Source organism: Sulfobacillus harzensis (assembly GCF_012933365.1).
In the GTDB taxonomy this organism is placed as follows: domain Bacteria; phylum Bacillota; class Sulfobacillia; order Sulfobacillales; family Sulfobacillaceae; genus Sulfobacillus_B; species Sulfobacillus_B harzensis.
Genome location: NZ_JABBVZ010000024.1, coordinates 16,783 through 35,071, shown reverse-complemented (window position 1 = coordinate 35,071; position 18,289 = coordinate 16,783). Strand labels below are relative to the sequence as shown.

Annotated in this window: 18 protein-coding genes and 1 other RNA gene; 18 read left to right on the top strand and 1 reads right to left on the bottom strand. The window is 60.4% G+C overall.

The features are described 5' to 3' along the window. Positions 1–9 precede the first annotated feature (9 nt). The 10 genes from secF to aspS are packed head-to-tail and all read left to right on the top strand — an operon-like array spanning position 10 to position 11,029. The gene (gene secF, locus HIJ39_RS09120; protein WP_169098896.1) at positions 10–909 is read left to right on the top strand and encodes a protein translocase subunit SecF; all 900 of its coding nucleotides are present in this window, start codon (positions 10–12) and stop codon (positions 907–909) included. Between the two features lie 45 nt (positions 910–954). Then, positions 955–1,284 carry a hypothetical protein gene (locus tag HIJ39_RS09115; protein ID WP_169098894.1) on the top strand — a complete coding sequence of 110 codons (330 nt, stop codon included), beginning with the start codon at positions 955–957 and terminating at the stop codon, positions 1,282–1,284. Continuing rightward, positions 1,284–1,712 carry a hypothetical protein gene (locus HIJ39_RS09110; protein ID WP_169098892.1) on the top strand — a complete coding sequence of 143 codons (429 nt, stop codon included), beginning with the start codon at positions 1,284–1,286 and terminating at the stop codon, positions 1,710–1,712. Before HIJ39_RS09115 ends, HIJ39_RS09110 begins: the two co-directional genes overlap by 1 nt. Before the next feature lie 29 nt (positions 1,713–1,741). Further along, positions 1,742–2,623 carry a cation diffusion facilitator family transporter gene (locus tag HIJ39_RS09105; protein ID WP_169098890.1) on the top strand — a complete coding sequence of 294 codons (882 nt, stop codon included), beginning with the start codon at positions 1,742–1,744 and terminating at the stop codon, positions 2,621–2,623. After that, positions 2,620–4,872 (top strand): single-stranded-DNA-specific exonuclease RecJ, encoded by a 2,253-nt coding sequence (gene recJ, locus HIJ39_RS09100; RefSeq protein ID WP_169098888.1) that lies wholly within the window; start codon positions 2,620–2,622, stop codon positions 4,870–4,872. The genes HIJ39_RS09105 and recJ overlap by 4 nt, the downstream gene beginning before the upstream one ends. Positions 4,873–4,889: 17 nt before the next feature. Then, complete coding sequence (locus tag HIJ39_RS09095) at positions 4,890–5,408, top strand: adenine phosphoribosyltransferase (protein WP_169098886.1); 519 nt, start codon at positions 4,890–4,892, stop codon at positions 5,406–5,408. 21 nt (positions 5,409–5,429) lie between these two features. Then, complete coding sequence (locus HIJ39_RS09090) at positions 5,430–7,583, top strand: RelA/SpoT family protein (RefSeq protein ID WP_169098884.1); 2,154 nt, start codon at positions 5,430–5,432, stop codon at positions 7,581–7,583. After that, positions 7,583–8,044 (top strand): D-aminoacyl-tRNA deacylase, encoded by a 462-nt coding sequence (dtd, locus tag HIJ39_RS09085; protein ID WP_169098882.1) that lies wholly within the window; start codon positions 7,583–7,585, stop codon positions 8,042–8,044. The genes HIJ39_RS09090 and dtd overlap by 1 nt, the downstream gene beginning before the upstream one ends. After that, a complete protein-coding gene (gene hisS / locus HIJ39_RS09080; RefSeq protein ID WP_169098880.1) occupies positions 8,034–9,293 on the top strand; it encodes a histidine--tRNA ligase in 1,260 nt (419 codons plus the stop codon). Before dtd ends, hisS begins: the two co-directional genes overlap by 11 nt. Continuing rightward, the gene (gene aspS, locus HIJ39_RS09075; RefSeq protein WP_169098922.1) at positions 9,293–11,029 is read left to right on the top strand and encodes an aspartate--tRNA ligase; all 1,737 of its coding nucleotides are present in this window, start codon (positions 9,293–9,295) and stop codon (positions 11,027–11,029) included. Before hisS ends, aspS begins: the two co-directional genes overlap by 1 nt. A gap of 47 nt (positions 11,030–11,076) precedes the next feature. On the opposite strand, the gene HIJ39_RS24080 is transcribed toward aspS, so the two are convergent. Beyond that, a complete protein-coding gene (locus tag HIJ39_RS24080) occupies positions 11,077–11,409 on the bottom strand; it encodes a phage holin family protein (RefSeq protein ID WP_169098878.1) in 333 nt (110 codons plus the stop codon). A gap of 138 nt (positions 11,410–11,547) precedes the next feature. On the opposite strand from HIJ39_RS24080, the gene HIJ39_RS09065 reads away from it, so the two are divergent. The 8 genes from HIJ39_RS09065 (at position 11,548) to HIJ39_RS09030 (ending at position 18,258) form a co-directional block, all read left to right on the top strand. Then, entirely contained in the window at positions 11,548–11,799 is a 252-nt protein-coding gene (locus HIJ39_RS09065; protein ID WP_169098876.1) for a DUF3243 family protein, read from the top strand. A 104-nt stretch (positions 11,800–11,903) separates the two neighbouring features. Beyond that, positions 11,904–12,087, top strand: a non-coding RNA gene (gene ssrS / locus HIJ39_RS09060) — 6S RNA. A gap of 91 nt (positions 12,088–12,178) precedes the next feature. Continuing rightward, complete coding sequence (gene trxA, locus HIJ39_RS09055; protein WP_243239470.1) at positions 12,179–12,496, top strand: thioredoxin; 318 nt, start codon at positions 12,179–12,181, stop codon at positions 12,494–12,496. Continuing rightward, complete coding sequence (gene ltaE / locus HIJ39_RS09050; RefSeq protein WP_169098872.1) at positions 12,496–13,527, top strand: low-specificity L-threonine aldolase; 1,032 nt, start codon at positions 12,496–12,498, stop codon at positions 13,525–13,527. Before trxA ends, ltaE begins: the two co-directional genes overlap by 1 nt. Further along, entirely contained in the window at positions 13,520–14,836 is a 1,317-nt protein-coding gene (locus HIJ39_RS09045; protein WP_169098870.1) for a replication-associated recombination protein A, read from the top strand. Before ltaE ends, HIJ39_RS09045 begins: the two co-directional genes overlap by 8 nt. Positions 14,837–14,969: 133 nt before the next feature. Continuing rightward, positions 14,970–15,728: a hypothetical protein gene (locus HIJ39_RS09040; RefSeq protein ID WP_169098868.1), complete on the top strand. Its 759-nt coding sequence runs from the start codon at positions 14,970–14,972 to the stop codon at positions 15,726–15,728. After that, positions 15,728–17,491, top strand: a complete 1,764-nt coding sequence (locus HIJ39_RS09035) for an FAD-binding protein (protein ID WP_169098866.1) — start codon at positions 15,728–15,730, stop codon at positions 17,489–17,491. Before HIJ39_RS09040 ends, HIJ39_RS09035 begins: the two co-directional genes overlap by 1 nt. Then, positions 17,488–18,258, top strand: a complete 771-nt coding sequence (locus HIJ39_RS09030; RefSeq protein ID WP_169098864.1) for a succinate dehydrogenase/fumarate reductase iron-sulfur subunit — start codon at positions 17,488–17,490, stop codon at positions 18,256–18,258. Before HIJ39_RS09035 ends, HIJ39_RS09030 begins: the two co-directional genes overlap by 4 nt. The last annotated feature ends 31 nt before the right edge of the window (positions 18,259–18,289 follow it).

Below are 18,289 nucleotides of genomic sequence, written 5' to 3'. Positions count from 1 at the left end.
GGGGACACCATGACCACGTCTTTTCACTGGGACTTTTTGAAGAACTGGAAGGTATGGTTTGGGGTCTCCGGTTTGCTTTTGCTGGTGGGGTTGTTCGGCATCTTTGTCCGTGGCCTGAACTATGGCATTGACTTTACCGGGGGCACGCAGTTCGATTTGAAATTCTCCCATGCCATTAGCACCGTGAGTGTCCGTCGGGTGTTGGATTCGCAGCACCTCAATCAAAGCACCATTGTCTACATCGGCAAAGGCAACCGCGAGGTGCTCATCACCACCCCGACCATTAGTGAGCATGAACGGGGCGTTCTGCTCACCCAAATGAAGACGGTGGCGCCATATCAAGAAGTGTCCACCAGCCGAGTATCCTCCATCATTGGCCAGCAAACGGAGCGGACGGCGCTTCTGGCCGTGGTGTTGGCCACCGTGGCAATTATCCTTTACATCACCATTCGCTTTGAGTTTCGGTTTGCCATGGCTGGGATTATTGCACTGCTCTTGGACGTGATTGTGACCGTGGGCATGGTGGCTCTCATTCATGTGGTGTTGACCAAATACTTCATCATGGCGGTGCTCACCATCTTTGGGTATTCGATGAATGACCGGATTATTGTGTTTGACCGAATCCGCGAAAATCTGCACAAGCAGCGCAAGAACGAGCCCTTGGAGGAGGTGGTCAACCGCAGCCTGAACCAAGTGCTAATGCGGTCCATCAACACCTCGACCACGGTGATGTTGGCGTTGGCGGCGCTGTTGGCGCTGGGAGGCTCCAGTATCCGCGACTTCTCGGTGACCATGCTCATCGGGGTGTTTTTCGGAACGTTTACCTCCCTTTTCATTGCGAGCCCCGTGTGGTTTCTCTGGCGCAAGCGGGACGACGCGCACCGCAAGGGGGCGCCCAAGCCGGCCTGATGGAGTAATTTTCCCTCCGTCGGTGAGACTACCGGCGGAGGGATCATGATGAAACGGGATATTAAAAAGCAGGCCGTCAAGTTTTGGAACAGTCCCTGGGCCTATCACAGCGAGTGGACGAACGGACGCGGGGTCAGCGCCCGTTTTTACGTGGAAAATGACCAACTGATAGCAGAGATTGAAGCCCCTGAAGGGGTGGAGTCCGGGCGAGCTCGCGCCGAAGGGACGGAGCTTACGCTGGAGATTGGCGATGAGAAGTTAGCGGTTCCTCTACCTAGCCCTGTCAGCGCGTCGCCCGACCGCCCCATCGCCTTTGAAGAGGGGAAAGCGGAACTTCAGTTGCCCCGGCCGGGACTTGAGGGCCAGTTGGAATAATGAGCGGGGTCTGGCTCTGGGTTGTGGTTGCCCTGTCTTTCGCCACGGACTGGCCCTGGCTATTAATTGCGGTTTTCGCTGCACTGGCGATACACTGGAACCATTGGCCTGTCTCTCCATGGTGGCTGGTGCTGGCGGTGGCCGGTGCGCTAGCCGTTGAGGCGTTGTTGGTGGCGTTCCGTCCCCGAAAAAGGGTTGGTACGGTGGCCACCGACGTTGCCATGGAAGGCGCGGCTTTGGGTAACTTTGTATTGTTGTGGGGGACTTTTCCCGGGCTCGCGCTGTGGCAGGGGGCTCTCGGGTTTGATGCCGCCTCCCGGTTGCATACGCTGGTAGCAAGAGGGGGCCGCCGTGTCTTGCTACGGACCGTTCGGGCTCTGGCGGCGGCGCTCTTCCTCTGGGCCTATCACGGGCTTTGGACAATTTAGGTCTGCTACAATTAGAGGGGACAAGGTCAATGAGCCAGACGGCAGCGGGGCAGGAGACGGGTCGTGCGGCCCGCAACAACCTGGCCTTCAATGTCTTATTGATGGTTCTCAAGTTGGTGGTGGGCATATGGGCCCGCTCCGAGGCATTGATTGCCGACGGTCTCCACAGTGGGGCGGATGTGTTCTCGTCGGTGGCGGTAATGGTGGGTCTGGCTATTGCCGGACGTCCGCCAGACTCGGGGCATCATTATGGGCACGCCAAGGCGGAGGCCATCAGCCAGAAAGTGGTCGCCGTGCTCTTGCTGCTGGCCGGGTTGGAAGTGGCGAACTCCGCCATTGCCGGAATTGAGCACCCGGGCCCGGCGCCCGACTGGATAGCCTTGGCAGTGGCGTTGGTGGCCATGGTCCCTAAAGGGGTCATGGCGGTGACGCAGCGCCGCTTGGCTAAGCGGACGGGGTCGCACGCCATTTTGGCCGCCGCCACTGACAATGTGACGGACGCGATTTCGTCGTTGGTGGCCTCTCTGGGCATCTTGGCGTCTCGGCTTGGCTACGCGTCCGGCGATTCGGTGGCGGCCCTAGTGGTGGCCGCTTTAGTGATGTGGGCGGGCGTGGATGTGTTTCGTACCGCGGCGGTCGATTTAATGGATCCGGCCGCGGACCCGGAGACCACCCAAGCCCTCCGAGAACGGGCTCAGGCGGTGGCGGGGGTGTTGAGCCTCTCGTCGATGCGTACACGCCTTAATGGAGCGCGTATCTTTGTGGATCTCGAGATTGAAGTGGACCGGCATCTCAGTCTCTTGGCGGCGCATGACATCGCCCATCAGGTCGAGGATGCCCTAAAGGCGGAGCCGCGAGTCGAAGGGGTGACGGTGCATGTCAATCCAGCCGGGGAGGATGGAAAGGGTTGAAGAATCAGCTGTTCTTTCAGCGGCCGGTTGATCGCCGGACCGTGGAAGAGGCTCAGCGGACCTGGGGGGTTCCCGGATGGCAGGCGGAATTCCTGCTGCGCCGCGGATTTCAGGCCAACCAACCCTTAGAGGATCTGGATGGTTCCTTGGCGCTGCCGGACCCCAAGGCGCTCCCGGGGATGCGCGAGGCGGTGTGGACCATTCGGCGGGTTTTGGAGGATGGCGGCCGGGTGCGGGTTTATGGCGACTACGACGCCGATGGGGTGACCGCCACCGCTGTGCTGGTGCGGGGACTCACGCTGCTGGGTTTCGGGAAACAGGTGGACTGGTACATACCGAATCGGTTTGATGAGGGCTATGGCCTCAATGTGGAAGCGGTGTGGCGGGCGCATCAGGATGGCGTGACACTCTTAGTGACGGTGGATTGCGGATCGAGCTCTCCGGAAGCGGCTGATTTGGCTCGGTCGTTAGGCCTGATGCTGGTCATTACCGACCACCATGCGCTGCCCGAGCGGATTCCCGAGGCGGACGCGCTGGTCAATCCCGAACTCATGACGGTGCCGGATCGTTTTTCCGGCGCTGGGGTGGCCTTGCAATTGGTGCGAGCCCTCTTTGCTGGTGAGGAGCTCCCGGAGATGCTGTACGGCATCGCTACGGTGGGGACGGTGGCCGACGTGGTGCCGCTCAAAGGCAGCAATCGACGGTTGGTCGCCCGTGGTCTGGAGGCGCTGCGGCAAGGCGCTGTGGCTGGCCTCAATGTACTGTTCGGGGCGGAAGGGCGTGACATCGCTCATGCCTCGGCGGAAGATCTCGCCTTCTTGGTCGGGCCGCGCATCAATGCCGCGGGCCGCATGGGCGGGGCGGAGGCCGCCTGCGAGTTGCTGCTGGAAGACGATTTGAGGCGTCTGCAGGACGTGTCCGACACCCTTAAAGAGCTGAATGCGGAGCGCCGCGAGGTGGAACGGCTGATCGTGGAGGAGGCCTGGACTCGTCTTCCCCGCGATGCGTCGGGCCGCATCTACGACTTTCCGGTCATCTGCGGCGACGGGTGGCACCAAGGCGTGATTGGCATCGTGGCCGCGCGGTTTCGGGCGTGGCTGCGCCAGCCGGTGGCGGTGGTGGCGTGGAACGGGAGTGATGGCAAGGGTTCGGCGCGTAGTGTCGACGGGTTCAACCTCATTGCCCACTTGCGGCAGCATGGGGCGTTATTCTCCAAGCTTGGCGGCCATGCCGGGGCGGCCGGATTTAGTCTTCCGCGGACCGATGCCGATCGCCTGAGTCGGGAGTTGTCCCGGGACATGCCGTCATCCGCCGCCTTTGAGCAATATCGAGGCTTTGAGTATGATGTCGCCTTGGACGCGACGGACGTTTCGGCAACGCTCTGGGATGAGGTGGAGTCGCTTGCCCCCTACGGCAAAGCGTTTGAGGCCCCCCGATTTTTAATTCGGGGCACCGTCAAGAAGAGTCGGGTGCTCGGTCAGGGGCAGCACGGCAGTTTTGAGTTGGAGCACCATCCGGTGCGCGCCATTGCCTTTGGTCAAGGCGAGCAGGTGAAAGCGCTTTATCCGGGGGCGGCAGTGCGCTTCCTGGCGCAGTTGGAAACCCACTGGTATCAAGGAAAGCGCTCCCCGCAATGGCGCGTGGAGGTGCTGCAGGGGGAAGCCCCCAAGCTCTCCGCTGCGGTGCAAGAGGGGCTTCCGGATCCGCTTCCCAGCCGGGTGATTTGGGTGGTGGATAGTGACCGCGATGTACGGGAGTGGGCTCTCAAGCTTCAAGCGCACGCCTTTTCGGTGACCCTGCCGATTGGCGAGTTGATGGCGCTCGAGGAGGAAGCGCGGCGGGGGCTGGTCAGTCAATTGGTGGTGTCCCAATGGCGACCGTGGCCGCGTCTTTATGGATGGGCGGATGCCGTCATTTGGCGATGCCATCCGCGAAACCGCGCCAAGTGGGAGGAAGCCGCCTATTTGGCCAAGTCTCCGGATGGATGCTGGTTCGAGCGCCCGGAGGGCGGGCGGGTTGACCGTAAGCGGGCCCGGCTGGCGGTGAGTCGAGCACGCTTGGGAAAGCACTGGCGGGCCTGGCAAAGCGGGCGCGCCGGTTTGATTCCGGGGCGGGCGGTATTTGAAGAGTTAGAGATGAGTCCCGATGGGCTGAAATCCGGCGAGCGGCGCCGCTTGGACTCCAGCTTCTTGTATCGTCTGGCCGTGCAAGACATGGACGAGGATGCCCGGGCCCCATTTTTCCGTTAAAGAGAGGACGAGACGACATGGCATGGATGGACTATCTTCGCGAAATTCCCGATTTCCCTGAACCCGGCGTTTTGTTTCGGGATGTGCTGCCGGTGCTGGCGGTTCCGGACGCCTGGCGGGAAGTGCTGGACAGTCTCGAGCAGCAGGTTCGGCCCCTGGGGGCGCACGTGGTGATGGCCCCGGAGGCCCGAGGCTTTCTCCTGGCGGCGCCCTTGGCAGACCGTCTTGGCGCGGGCCTGGTGCCGGTCAGAAAGCCGGGAAAGTTGCCGGACCCTGTATTTCGGGAACGGTATACGTTAGAATATGGGGAAAACCAATTGGAAGTGGAAGAAACCACAGTGCTTAAAGGCCGCCGGGTGGTGATTGTGGACGATGTCTTGGCCACCGGGGGAACGGTCAAGGCTTGTGCGCATTTGGCGGAGCGGCTCGGGGCGGAAATCGCCGGGTTCGCGTTTCTGATTGAATTAAAGGCATTGAATGGACGGAGCCGGCTGGATGATATTGAAGCGCCGGTGCTGGCGCTGGAACGCCTATAAACAACGTGGGGGGAGAGCCGCATGACCGGTGTCGAGCTGGTGGAACAGTTCGGCTTTCGCGCGCATTCGCCGGAAGCTGAGCAGATCATGCGCGCTATGACGTTTGCCGAGGAGGCTCACCGCGGCCAGAGCCGCGCCTCCGGCGATCCCTACGTCGCTCACCCCTTGGCGGTGGCGTCCATTCTGGCTGACTTGAAGATGGATGCGCCCACCATTACTGCCGCATTGCTGCATGATGTGGTGGAGGATACCGCCTACACCCTGGACGATATTGAAGAGCGCTTTGGCGCCGAGGTGGCGCAATTGGTTGACGGCGTCACCAAATTGGACCGTCTGGAGGCCCGCACCCGTGAAGAGGAGCAGGCCGAGAATCTCCGCAAGATGTTTTTAGCCATGGCCAAGGACATCCGCGTGATTCTCATTAAACTAGCCGATCGGCTGCACAACATGCGTACCTTAAAGCATTTGACAGCCGACCGGGTGCAGCGCATTGCCAAAGAGACGATGGAAATTTATGCGCCCTTAGCCCATCGGCTCGGCATTTTCCGCATCAAATGGGAATTGGAAGATTTGGCCTTTCAGCATCTGCAGCCGGCCGCCTTTCAGGAAATGAAAGAGCTGGTTGCCATGAAGCGGCAGGAACGGGAAGCGGCGGTTGAGGCCATCATCGCCGAACTCAAGGGCCGGCTGGAGGCTGTGGGAATGGTGAGCGAGGTTTCAGGCCGCGCCAAGCATCTCTACAGCATCTATCAAAAGATGTACAAGCAGGGCAAAGATTTTCAAGAGATTTATGACCTGATGGCCGTTCGGGTGCTAGTGGAATCGGTCAAGGATTGCTATGCGGTGCTGGGGTTGGTCCATTCGCTGTGGAAGCCCATTCCCGGGCGATTTAAGGACTATATCGCCATGCCCAAGTCCAATCTCTATCAAAGTCTCCATACCACCGTGATTGGCCCGCACGGCGAGCCCATTGAGGTCCAAATTCGTACCTTTGAAATGCATCATACGGCCGAATATGGGATTGCCGCCCACTGGCGGTACAAAGAGGGAGGCAAGGGAGACCGCGACTTTGAGCAAAAGCTCTCTTGGCTGCGGCAGCTGTTGGAATGGCAGCGGGATATGCGGGACGCCTCGGAGTTTATGGAGACACTCAAGGTCGATCTGTTCAGCGACGAGGTGTTTGTCTTCACCCCCAAGGGCGATGTGATTGACTTGCCGGCGGGCGCGAACCCGATTGACTTTGCCTACCGCATCCATACGGATGTCGGCAACCATTGTGTGGGAGCCAAGGTGAACGGGCGGATTGTCCCGCTTTCCACCCCGCTGGAAAGCGGGGATATTGTAGAAGTGCTGGTCAATCGCAAATCCCCAGGCCCCAGCATCGACTGGCTCTCTATCGTGCACACCTCGCAGGCCAAGACACGGATTCGCCAGTGGCTCCGGCGGGAACGCCGCCAGGAGCATGTGGCGCGCGGGCAGGACATCTTGGAGCGGGAACTGCGCCGCCAGTCCCTCACACTCTCTGAGGAACGCCTGCTGGAGATTGTGCGCAAATTGGGGTACGCGTCCATTGAGGACGTGGCCGTGGCCTTGAGTGAAGGCAACACCACCGGCCCGGTCTTGGTGGGGCGGATTCGCGAGGAGATTGCCCACGCCGAAAAGAGCGCCGCTCCCGTGATTCCGCTGCCCACCAAGCGCAAGGGCCCGCGGCCGGAATCCGCCTCGGGTGTGCTGGTGCGGGGCGAAGGACGCATGCTGACCCGTCTTGCGCGCTGCTGCCAGCCGGTGCCCGGCGATCCGATCATCGGGTTTTTGACACGGGGCCGGGGCGTTTCCGTTCATCGCTTGGGGTGTCCCAACGAAAAGGAACTGGCCCGCGATCCGGAACGGCTGATTGAGGTGAGTTGGGACGTGTCCGGGGCAGAATTGACGCGTCATCCCGTCGAGTTGCGCGTCTATGCCTTGGACCGGCCGGGATTGTTAGCCGATGTCGCCAACGTTGTAGCCGATTCCAATATCATCTCGGCCAAGGCGCGCGGCTTTCGCGATCACACGGCGGTCGTCGAGGTGCACCTGGAAGTGCAGAATCTGGTGCAGCTAACCCATATCATCGGCAAGCTGGAAGGGCTCCCCTATGTACAACGGGTGGACCGGGTGAGCCGGGAGCGCGCTTAGTGCGGGCGGTCGTTCAGCGGGTTCGGGAAGCGGCGGTCACTGTCGAGGGCGCCGCGGTCGGGGCAATTGGGGTCGGATTGCTGGTGCTTTTGGGGGTGTCGGAGTCCGATACTGAGCGGGAGATGCGCTGGCTGGCGGACAAAGTGGCTGGTCTTCGCATCTTTCCTGATCAAGACGACAAGATGAGCCGTTCGCTGAGCGACGTTGACGGCTCCTTGCTAGTGGTGTCGCAGTTTACCCTCTATGGGTCGGTGCGCCGCGGCCTTCGCCCCGACTTTCAGCGGGCGGCGGGCCGAGAGGCGGCTGAAGCGCTGTATGAGGCCTTTTCTGCCCGCTGCCGGTCCAAGGGCATACGGACGGAGACCGGGGCGTTTGGGGCCCACATGATGGTTTCTTTGGTCAATTGGGGACCGGTGACGTTAATTTTGGATACCGATGAGGTGATGGTAGGTGGCGAGTGAGGACTATCAACGGGCGCGCGGAACGCGTGATGTATTGGCGCCCGAATCCTGGCAATTTGAGGCTTTGCGGCGCATTGCGCTAACCTGGGCCATGCGCTTTGGCTACGATCTGATTGAGACGCCCATATTTGAAAAAAGCCCGGTCTTTTTGAAGGTGGGGGAATTCACCGATATTGTGCAGCATGAGAGCTACCGCTTTATTGACGCTGGCGGCGACGATCTCACCCTGCGGCCGGAGGGCACGGCCGCCGTGGCCCGCGCCTACATCCAGAACGGGCTGGCGCAAGCGCCTCAGCCGGTACGCCTATGTTATGTGGGGCCGATGTTTCGCCGGGAGAATCCCCAGGCGGGCCGGTACCGGCAGCACACCCAATTTGGGGCGGAGTTGTACGGATCCGAGTCGCCCTTGGCCGATGCCGAAGTGATGCTGCTGGCCGTGCAGGTGGTTGACGCCGCCGGGCTGCGCAATCCCACGGTGCGGGTCAACTCCATTGGATGCGAGGTCTGCCGGCCACGCTACCGGGAGGCCTTGATTCAGTACTTTGAGTCAAAGCGGGAAGGCTTGTGCAAGGACTGCCAGGTGCGTCTGACGCAAAATCCGCTCCGCTTGCTGGACTGCAAGGTGGACACCGACATCAAGGCGGGGGCGCCCGACGTCGCCGACTATTGGTGCGACGATTGCCGCGCACACATCGACGGGGTCATGGAAACGGTGCACGATGCCGGCGTGGAGATCCGGCGCGACCGCAATTTGGTGCGGGGGTTGGACTACTACACCCGCACAGTGTTTGAAGTGGGCCATCCGAGTCTTGGCGATGGGGTGGCGCTGTTTGGAGGCGGCCGCTACGACGGACTGACGGCGCGTATGGGGGGAGCTTCGGTGCCAGCGGTCGGGTTCGGGATGGGACTGGAACGGCTCTTGTCCGCCTTGCCCGAACCCCTCAAGGACGAGCAGCCGCAGCGCCTCTACGTGGCGCACCTTCCCGGCTTTGAGGACAAGGCCTACGGGCTGGCCATGACGCTTCGCCGCCGGGGTATGGCGGCCGATGCCGACATTCTCTCCCGGTCGTTGAAAGCCCAGTTGAAGGACGCGGGCCGGAGGGCCGGCTGGGTGTTGATTGTGGGCGGGACCGAGTGGGAGAATAATGCGGTTGCGGTGCGCAATTTGGCCAAAGGCACGCAAGAAGTTGTCACCCTGGATCAACTTTTTCAATATCTTGACCACGAGTTACGGGAGGCCGACTTATGATGATGGGGCGAACCCATTATGCAGCAGACGTCAATGCAGAGGCGATTGGCAAAAAAGTGCGGGTCGCCGGGTGGGTGCATCGCCGCCGCGACCACGGGGGCTTAGTCTTTGTCGATCTGCGGGATCGCACCGGTTTAGTGCAAATTGTGGCGGAGCCGGAAAATCCGATGTTCGCCACCCTGGATCGGGTGCGCGCCGAATACGTGGTGGGCGTTCAAGGCACGGTGCGGGCCCGGCCCGAAGGCATGGTGAATCCGGATCTCGCCTCAGGCGCGGTGGAGATTGTGCCGGATGAGGTGGTGGTGTACGCCGAATCCAAGACACCGCCTTTTAATGTGCCCGATGCCGAGCAAGTGGACGAGCTCCTGCGGCTCAAGTATCGGTATTTGGATTTGAGACGGCCGACGCTGATTTCCAATCTGATTTTGCGGGATCGGGCTTTGATGGCGATTCGCCGCTTCTTTCATGAGCACGGATTTCTGGACGTGGAAACGCCCTCCCTGGCGCGTTCCACGCCGGAGGGAGCCCGGGACTTTCTGGTCCCGAGCCGCATTCAACCCGGCCATTTTTATGCCCTGCCGCAAAGTCCTCAGATTTTCAAGCAGTTGTTGATGGTGGCCGGCATCGACCGCTACTACCAAATCGCCAAAGTGTTTCGCGATGAGGACCTGCGCGCCGACCGGCAGCCAGAGTTCACGCAAATCGATGTCGAAATGTCGTTCATGGATCGGGAAGCCATTTTGACCATGATGGAAGAAATGTTGGTCACCCTGTTTCAAGAGGTCCTTGGGGTCTCGTTGGAGCAATTTCCCCGCATGACCTGGAAAGCGGCCATGACCCAATATGGCTCCGACAAGCCCGATTTGCGCGCTGGACCGCCGCTTAAGGACTTGACGTCTGTCGCCCAGGGGCTGGGCTGGGAGGTGTTCAGCCAGTCCGAGCATGTGGTGGGCGCCCATCTCATCGGCTATCAGCCCTCCCGCAAGGAGTTGGACGGCTGGGTGGAACGGGCGCGCTCCTTGGGGGCGTCGGGGTTGGTGTGGATTGTCCGCGGTCCGGATGGGAGCCTCCGCTCCTCGGCGGCCAAATGGCTCGGGGAGGACGGCCTCTTGAAGTTGGCGGAGGCGGCGGAACTGGCGTCCGGCGACACGCTGCTCATGGCTGCCGGAAGCGGTTGGGCCCCCTTCGAGGTGACGGGGCAGCTGCGGCTGGCTTTTGCGCGCGAGAATGGCCGGCTGGAACCAGGCTGGCGGTTTCTCTGGGTCACAGAGTTCCCTCTTTTCGAATGGTCGGAAGAGGAAGGACGGCTGGTTTCAGCCCATCATCCCTTCACCATGCCCCATCCCGATGATATTGAGCGGCTCACCGACGATCCGGCCGCGGTGCGGTCAGAGGCGTATGACGTGGTGCTGAACGGCACCGAGTTGGCGTCGGGTTCCCTTCGTATCTATCAACCAGAACTGCAGGCCAAGATTTTTGAGGTCTTGGGTCTCTCTGGGGACGAAACCGCGGAGAAGTTCGGGTTTTTGCTGGACGCCTTTCAGTATGGCGCCCCGCCGCACGGCGGCATCGCCTTTGGCTTGGACCGGCTATTGATGCTCATGGCCGGGGCTGACAGCATTCGCGACGTCATTGCCTTCCCCAAGACGGCTCGCGGAACTGACCCGTTGATGAACGCGCCCAGTGAGGTAAGCGACGCGCAGCTTGCCGAGGTGTATTTAAGCATCCGTCGCTAAACGCAAAAGGGCGCCCCGGGGAGAATTTCCGTTGGGCGCCCTCTTTTTTAGCGAACAGCGGTGGGAATGAAGAGGTCCACAATCCCGATGACGAAAGCCGCAATAAGCGCCCCCAGGATGGTGACGTGCATGCCTGGCACGATAACCTGAGCGAGGTAGATGACGGCCGCCGAGACCAAGAACCCGACAATTCCTCTGCCGTACGGGGAGACATGTTTTCCGAATAGAGCCTCGATGATATAGCCCACCAGGGCGATCACCAGGGCAGCTAACAGCGCTGACCAGAAGGTCAAATGGGAGAACCCGGGCACCACATAACCGAGCAGCATTAAAACGATAGCCGCGACTACAAAGCGAACAATAGCTCCGACCCAATTCACCTGTATCACCTCCTTCGATTGCCGCAGAGCTAGTCTTCCACTCGCACACCCCCAATATTCTCTGATACTTTTCAGCCACACGGGAAAAGCTTTTAGCGGGCGCTGATGCCCGTCACTCATATGGAGGAGGGGATCGTTTTGGCAAAAGGTGTGCCGTCTTCCTTCCAGGACCTGAAGCAAAAAGCTGCGAAGCGCATTCAGCAGGGCGACCACGACGTAAAGTCGGACGTCATTGACATGGGTAACGCGATGCAGCAGGCTGGCGTCGAGCCGAAAAACGCACAGGACCGTCTAGCCAAGAATGTCTGGCAGTCCGCGGGTCCTGAGGAGAAGGAGACTCTCGCCAGCATGGTGACCAACATGGCCAAAAAGGACGCCGATCTCCAATAGTATCCGCGAGTGGTTTCCCACTGAGGGCGGCGGCAACGCCGCCCTCAGATGGGATATGTTTCGGGTTGCGCCCCATAGGGCGCGCTCGTATAATGAGACCAATCAAATCCCTGCTGTGTTCGGGACCAGACCGATATGTTTTGAGCCAACACCAAAACATAGGGAACCTGATCTTGACTGGCGGCCGTCCTGCCCCGCATTGACGGGGACTGCGAAAACCAAGTCGGAGGTGCCCACCTGCCAGCGGCAGGTTCAAAACGTCGGGCGTTGCGGCATGGCGGGGGAGATATCGAAGGAGGCGCGGTGGTGCGCCTCCTGTTTTGGTTGTCGCTGGGGTCTAATCCAGGTAAGATAGATGGGAGAACTGGAGGGAATTTCTTTGGCGAACAATGTGGTAACAGCAGATCAAAACAACTTTAATCAGGTCATTCAAGGCACCCAGCCTGTGGTCGTGGACTTTTGGGCATCTTGGTGCATGCCTTGCCGGATGGTGTCGCCCATTTTGGACGAGTTGGCCGAGGAGCGCCAGGGGGCTGTGACCGTCGCTAAGGTAAACGTGGATGAAAATCCGGCAATTGCTTCCCAATATGGTGTCATGAGCATTCCTACCATTATTCGCTTTCAGGCTGGCGAAGAGGTCTCGCGGGTGGTTGGTGCGCTGCCCAAGGCTGAACTTCTAAGGCGGTTGGGGTTGTAATGCGGATGACCGATCTACGCTCCGACACTGTCACCAAGCCCTCCGATGCGATGCGGCGCGCGATGGCCGAAGCCGAGGTCGGCGACGACGTCTACGGCGAGGACCCCACCGTCAATCGGTTGGAACATGAGGTCGCGTCGCGTCTTCGCAAAGAGGCTGGATTATTTGTGCCCAGTGGTACGATGGCCAATCAAGCAGCGATTTTAGCCCACACCGAGCGGGGCGATGAGCTTTTTATTCATCGCGACAGCCACGCCTATTACTATGAAGGTGGCGGGGCGGCGCTCTGGGCTGGCGCCATGCTGACGCTGCTGGATGGCGAAGAGGGGTTGTTCACGCCCGAGGAGCTGGTTAAGGCGGTGCGGCCCGCCAATATCCACCATCCCCGTCCGCGTCTGGTGTGCTTGGAAAACACCCATAACCGCGCCGGCGGCGCCGCCTTGTCGACCGACCGGCTCGACCCGGTCATGGCCACGGCCCGCGATTTAGGGCTTAGGGTCCATGTGGATGGAGCGCGGCTCTTCAACGCTGCGGTCGCTCTTCACACCTCGGCTGATCGACTGGTGCGGGACGCGGATTCGGTCTCCATCTGTCTTTCCAAGGGCCTCGGAGCTCCTGTGGGATCGGTCTTGGTAGGCGACAAAGCGTTCATTGAGGTGGCTCGCCGATACCGCAAGTGGCTCGGTGGCGGGATGCGGCAGGCGGGGGTTTTGGCCGCCGCAGGCTTGCTTGCCTTAGAGAATGTGGAGCGCTTGGAGGACGATCATGCCCGTGCGCGGCGCCTCGCCGAGGGACTCCGGGCCCTGGGCTATGATGCCTGGCAGCCGAAGGTTTCGACCAATATGGTGATGGTAAACACCGAGGTGGAAGCCGAAAAGCTGGTCACGGAAGCCCAGCGTCGGGGAGTGCTGTTTGGCACCATGGGAAAGCATCTGGTGCGTCTGGTGACCCACCTGGATGTGGATGATGCCGACGTGGACCGGGCCCTCACCGTGTTTGAGGAACTCAAAGGGATCGAGAGCCATGCCTGACGATTTATTTTCCGATTTGGGCGATGAGCGCCGCCGCGAGGCGGCGCCTTTGCCATCGCGGCTTCGCCCCAAAACCTTGGATGAGGTCATCGGCCAAGAGCATGTCACCGGTCCCGGCGGGCTTCTCCGCAGCATGGCGGAGGGGCGTTTGCGCTCTTCCATTTTCTATGGGCCGCCAGGAACGGGAAAAACCACCGTAGCGGAAATTTTAGCCAGCGCCGCCCATATGGCTTATGTTCCATTATCCGCCGTCGCTACCGGCATTGCCGATGTCCGCAAGGTGGCGGACCAGGCCAAGAGCCGCTGGGGATTGGAAGGGCGGGGCACGGTGGTGTTCTTGGATGAGATTCACCGCTTTTCCAAGAGTCAGCAAGACGTGCTGCTGCCCTTTGTGGAGGATGGGACCTTCATTTTGTTGGGGGCCACCACGGAAAATCCCTGGGTCTCCTTAAACAACGCCCTCATTTCCCGCTGTCTTCTGGTGGAGTTTCACGCTCTTGACAGCGAGGCCGTCGAACGGGTGCTGGCTCGCGCTTGGGACCGGCGTCGGGCATGGTGGCGCGACGGGACCCTGGAGGACGAGGTGCTGTCCCAAATCGCCAAGCGGGTGGGCGGAGATGCCCGCATGGCCTTGACGGTCTTGGAGCGATTGACGGTGCTGGCCGATGGGCGGCAAACCGCCCACCTCACCACCGCCATGCTGGATCAGGTTTGGAAGGATTTCGCGTATTATTATGATGCCCATGGGGACAAGCATTACGACTTGGCCTCCGCATTCATTAAAAGCATCCGCGGCTCCGACCCCGACGCCGCGCTCTATTGGATGGGCCGCATGCTGAAGGGCGGGGAAGACCCGCGCTTCATTGTGCGCCGGGTGCTGATTCATGCCGCTGAAGATGTCGGTCTTGCCGATCCGCAGGCGCTGTTGGTGGCCCATGCCGCCTCCTGGGCGCTGGAGACGGTGGGTCTCCCGGAGGCGCGCATCCCTATTGCCGAGGCGGTCATCTATCTCGCCATGGCGCCCAAATCCAACAGCGTGGTGGAAGCGTTGGCGGCGCTCGATCAGGCCTTGGACCGCTGGCCTAACGCGCCGGTACCAGACTCGATTCGAGATCGCCATTACAATCCCCGCTTGAAAGAACCGTATCGTTATCCCCATAGCGCTCCGGACCATTTCCTTCCCGATCCGCATCTGCCGTCGGATCTTGAGGGTCTCGAGCTCTATCGCCCCAGCACTCAGGGGGAAGAAGCGTCCCTCAAGCCGCGTCTAGACGAGTGGCGGCGGCGCCGCCGCGAAGACAAGCGGTAATGTGTCGATATTTTCAGGAATCTCCGCCTATGCTGACAGTTCCAATCCTCGACGGGGTTCTGATGTATACTCGACAATAGGCTAGCCCTTGTGGGCAGCACTTGAGGGAAATAACGCGGTGGAGGGGATTCTTATGGCTCAACCCCTGGAATCGTCGTCGGCCACCAGGCCGCAAGGTTCCGCGAAAAAGGAAAAGCCCTATTGGGTAGAGCCCCTGATCACCATGGTGGTCTTGGGAGTGTGGGTTCTCTATTCCCTTTGGGAAATCTTCTTTCACAATTCAGGCACCTATCAAAACTATATTTCTCCATATTTTTCGCCCGGCGTGGGCAAGTGGTTTGGATGGCATCTCCTAGATGGTTTATACGTCGCGTGGGTGCCGTTTTTGTTTCGTTTCTCCTGCTATTATTACCGGCGTGAATACTACCGGGGATTTTTCTGGGATCCGCCCGGCTGTGCCGTGCACGACAAGCCTCGCCCCCGATACAGCGGCGAGACCAAATGGCCTTTGGCCTTTAACAATCTGCACCGCTACGCGTGGTATCTGGCGTTTATTGTCTTGGTCTTCTTATGGAAAGACGCGGTGCAAGCCTTCTTCTTCAAGAACGGGTTTGGCGTGGGCATTGGAAGCCTGCTGCTGTTGATTAATGCCGTTTTGCTAACCTTTTACACCTTCTCCTGCCACGCGTTTCGCCACATGGTGGGGGGAAAGAAGGACTGCTTCTCGTGTGACGGCAAGCCGACCACGAGCTACAAGCTGTGGAACCGGGTTTCGAGTTGGAACGTGTTTCACGGAACTTGGGCGTGGGCTTCGCTGGCATCGGTGTGGGCCGCCGATTTGTATATTCGACTCCTCTCCATGGGAGTCATTCATGATGTGAGGTTGTTCTAATGGCGCAGGAACAGTACGAGGTTCATGACTACGACATTATTGTGATTGGTGCCGGTGGCTCGGGCCTTCGTGCGGCGGTGGAAGCCTCGCAGGTCCCCGGAATCAAGGTGGCCGTCATCACCAAGTCGCTGTTGGGCAAAGCCCACACCGTGATGGCTGAAGGCGGTGTGGCGGCCTCGTTCGGCAACTTGGACGCGCCCGACGGATGGGAAACGCACTTCTACGACACCATGCGCAGCGGACACTTTATCAACAACTATCGCATGGTGGAGCTGTTTGCCAAGGAAGCTCCAGACCGGGTGCTGGAGCTGGAGACCTGGGGTGCGGTGTTTGACCGCACCAAAGAAGGGCGCATTATGCAGCGGCCCTTTGGGGCGCACTCCTTCCGGCGGCTTTGCCACATTGGCGACCACACCGGACTGGAACTTATCCGCACCATGCAGTATAAGGCGCTGCACAGCGGAATTGACGTGTTCCAGGAAGTGACCATGACCAAGCTGTTGGTGCACAATGGCCGCGTGGCTGGGGCGTTTGGCTACTTCCGGGAGGACGGTCGGTTTGTGCTCTTCCGCGCCCGCGCGGTGGTGATGGCGACGGGCGGCTGGGGCAAGATCTTCAAGGTGACGTCCAACTCGTGGGAAAGCACCGGAGACGGTGCCGCGCTCGCATTTCGCGCTGGGGCCAACCTGATGGACATGGAGATGGTGCAGTTCCATCCCACCGGGATGGTGTGGCCTCCCGGGGTTCGCGGCATTCTGGTCACCGAGGGCGTCCGCGGCGAGGGCGGTCTGTTGTACAACTCCGAGGGCGAGCGGTTCATGCAAAAGTATGACCCGGAGCGGATGGAGCTCTCCTCCCGCGATGTGGTGGCGCGCTCGATCTTCAAAGAAGTGCAAGCCGGCCGGGGCACGCCCCACGGGGGCGCGTGGCTGGACATCAGCCACAAGGGTCCGGAATATGTGAAGGCCAAGCTGCCAGGCATGTACGAGCAGTTTTTGACGCTGGCCGACTTGGACATTACCCGTGAGCGGTTTGAAGTGGCACCGACCTGCCACTACAGCATGGGTGGCCTCCGGGTGGACCCGGAAACCTGTGCGACCAACCTGCCGGGGCTCTTTGCCGCCGGTGAGGTGGCGTGTGGTCTCCATGGCGCCAACCGCTTGGGCGGGAACTCGCTGTCAGACCTGCTGGTGTTTGGCCGCCGGGCAGGACTGGGCGCACGCCAATATCTTGAGGGCGCCTCGGACTTCGCGCCCGTTGACGATGCCGAACTCAACGCCGAGATGGATCGGGTGTTGGAGCCCTTCCGTCGCGAGAATGGGGTCAACCCCTACAAGATTCACGAGCGCTTGCAGGAGATTATGACCAACCACGCCGGCATCATGCGGTCCGGCCCGGTCCTGCAGGAGGGTCTCGACAAGTTGCTGGCGTTGAAAGAGGAAGCCCAAAACATGGGCATTAAAGGCTCCCGCATCTACAACCCTGGTTGGCACGCCGTGTTCGACGTCGAGAACATGTTGCTGTTGTGCGAGGGCATTATCCGCAGCGCCTTGGAGCGCAAGGAAAGCCGCGGCGCGCACTGGCGGACCGACTACCCCGACGAGCTGGAGGATTGGCAGAAGATTAACTTCGTCGAGAGCTTTGATGGGGAGCAAATTCGCATCAACACCGAACCGGTGGAACAAATGCCGGAACGTTTGGCCAAACTCTTCACCTATGGCAAAGCTCCCGGTTTGGTGACCGAAAGGAGTGCTGAGGCATGAGTGAAGAGGTAACCCTGAAGGTCTGGCGCGGCGACAAGTCGGGCGGCGACACGGTGGAATACCAGGTGCCTAAGGAAACCGGCATGGTGGTGTTGGACGCGCTTCACTACATCCAGCACAACGATGCTCCGGATCTGGCGGTTCGGTGGAACTGCAAAGCGGCCCACTGTGGTTCGTGCGGTGCCGAGGTCAACGGGCAGCCGAAGCTGCTCTGCAAGACCCGACTGGACGACTATGATGGGCAAACCGTTGAGGTGCGGCCCATGCAGACCTTCCCGGTGATTAAGGACTTGGTCACCGATGTGTCCTGGAATTATGAGGTGGCGCGGCAAATTCCCATGTTGGAGCCAACCGTGCCGGCGCCCTTCGACATGCAGCAAATCGACGCCGACCGGGTGCAGGAGTTCCACCGTTGCATCGAGTGCTTCCTGTGTCAGGACACCTGCCACGTGCTCCGGAACCACGAAGGACAAAAGCAGTACTTTGGCCCGCGCTTCATGATTAAGATTGCGGAGTTCGAGATGCATCCTTTGGACGGAGCCGACCGGGTTCCGCTGTTGGCCAATCAGGCCGGGGTGAATATGTGCAATGTCACCAAGTGCTGCACGGAGGTCTGCCCGCAGCATATCCGCATTACCGACAATGCCATTATTCCGTTGAAGGAACGGGTCGCAGATCGTTACTATGACCCGGTGAAGATTTTGTTGCGTCGGCTGACGGGGAAGAAAAATGAGACCGCCAAGCCCAACACCACCGTCGCGACCTGATATAGGAAGGACGGACGGTCCGCCGCTCCTT

Excerpts from the sequence above, each read along its gene's own strand:
- secF (WP_169098896.1), top strand. The coding sequence starts at position 10 with ATGACCACGTCTTTTCACTGGGACTTTTTGAAGAACTGGAAGGTATGG.
- HIJ39_RS09115 (WP_169098894.1), top strand. The coding sequence starts at position 955 with ATGATGAAACGGGATATTAAAAAGCAGGCCGTCAAGTTTTGGAACAGT.
- HIJ39_RS09110 (WP_169098892.1), top strand. The coding sequence starts at position 1,284 with ATGAGCGGGGTCTGGCTCTGGGTTGTGGTTGCCCTGTCTTTCGCCACG.
- HIJ39_RS09105 (WP_169098890.1), top strand. The coding sequence starts at position 1,742 with ATGAGCCAGACGGCAGCGGGGCAGGAGACGGGTCGTGCGGCCCGCAAC.
- HIJ39_RS09095 (WP_169098886.1), top strand. The coding sequence starts at position 4,890 with ATGGCATGGATGGACTATCTTCGCGAAATTCCCGATTTCCCTGAACCC.
- HIJ39_RS09090 (WP_169098884.1), top strand. The coding sequence starts at position 5,430 with ATGACCGGTGTCGAGCTGGTGGAACAGTTCGGCTTTCGCGCGCATTCG.
- aspS (WP_169098922.1), top strand. The coding sequence starts at position 9,293 with ATGATGGGGCGAACCCATTATGCAGCAGACGTCAATGCAGAGGCGATT.
- ltaE (WP_169098872.1), top strand. The coding sequence starts at position 12,496 with ATGCGGATGACCGATCTACGCTCCGACACTGTCACCAAGCCCTCCGAT.
- HIJ39_RS09045 (WP_169098870.1), top strand. The coding sequence starts at position 13,520 with ATGCCTGACGATTTATTTTCCGATTTGGGCGATGAGCGCCGCCGCGAG.
- HIJ39_RS09040 (WP_169098868.1), top strand. The coding sequence starts at position 14,970 with ATGGCTCAACCCCTGGAATCGTCGTCGGCCACCAGGCCGCAAGGTTCC.
- HIJ39_RS09035 (WP_169098866.1), top strand. The coding sequence starts at position 15,728 with ATGGCGCAGGAACAGTACGAGGTTCATGACTACGACATTATTGTGATT.
- HIJ39_RS09030 (WP_169098864.1), top strand. The coding sequence starts at position 17,488 with ATGAGTGAAGAGGTAACCCTGAAGGTCTGGCGCGGCGACAAGTCGGGC.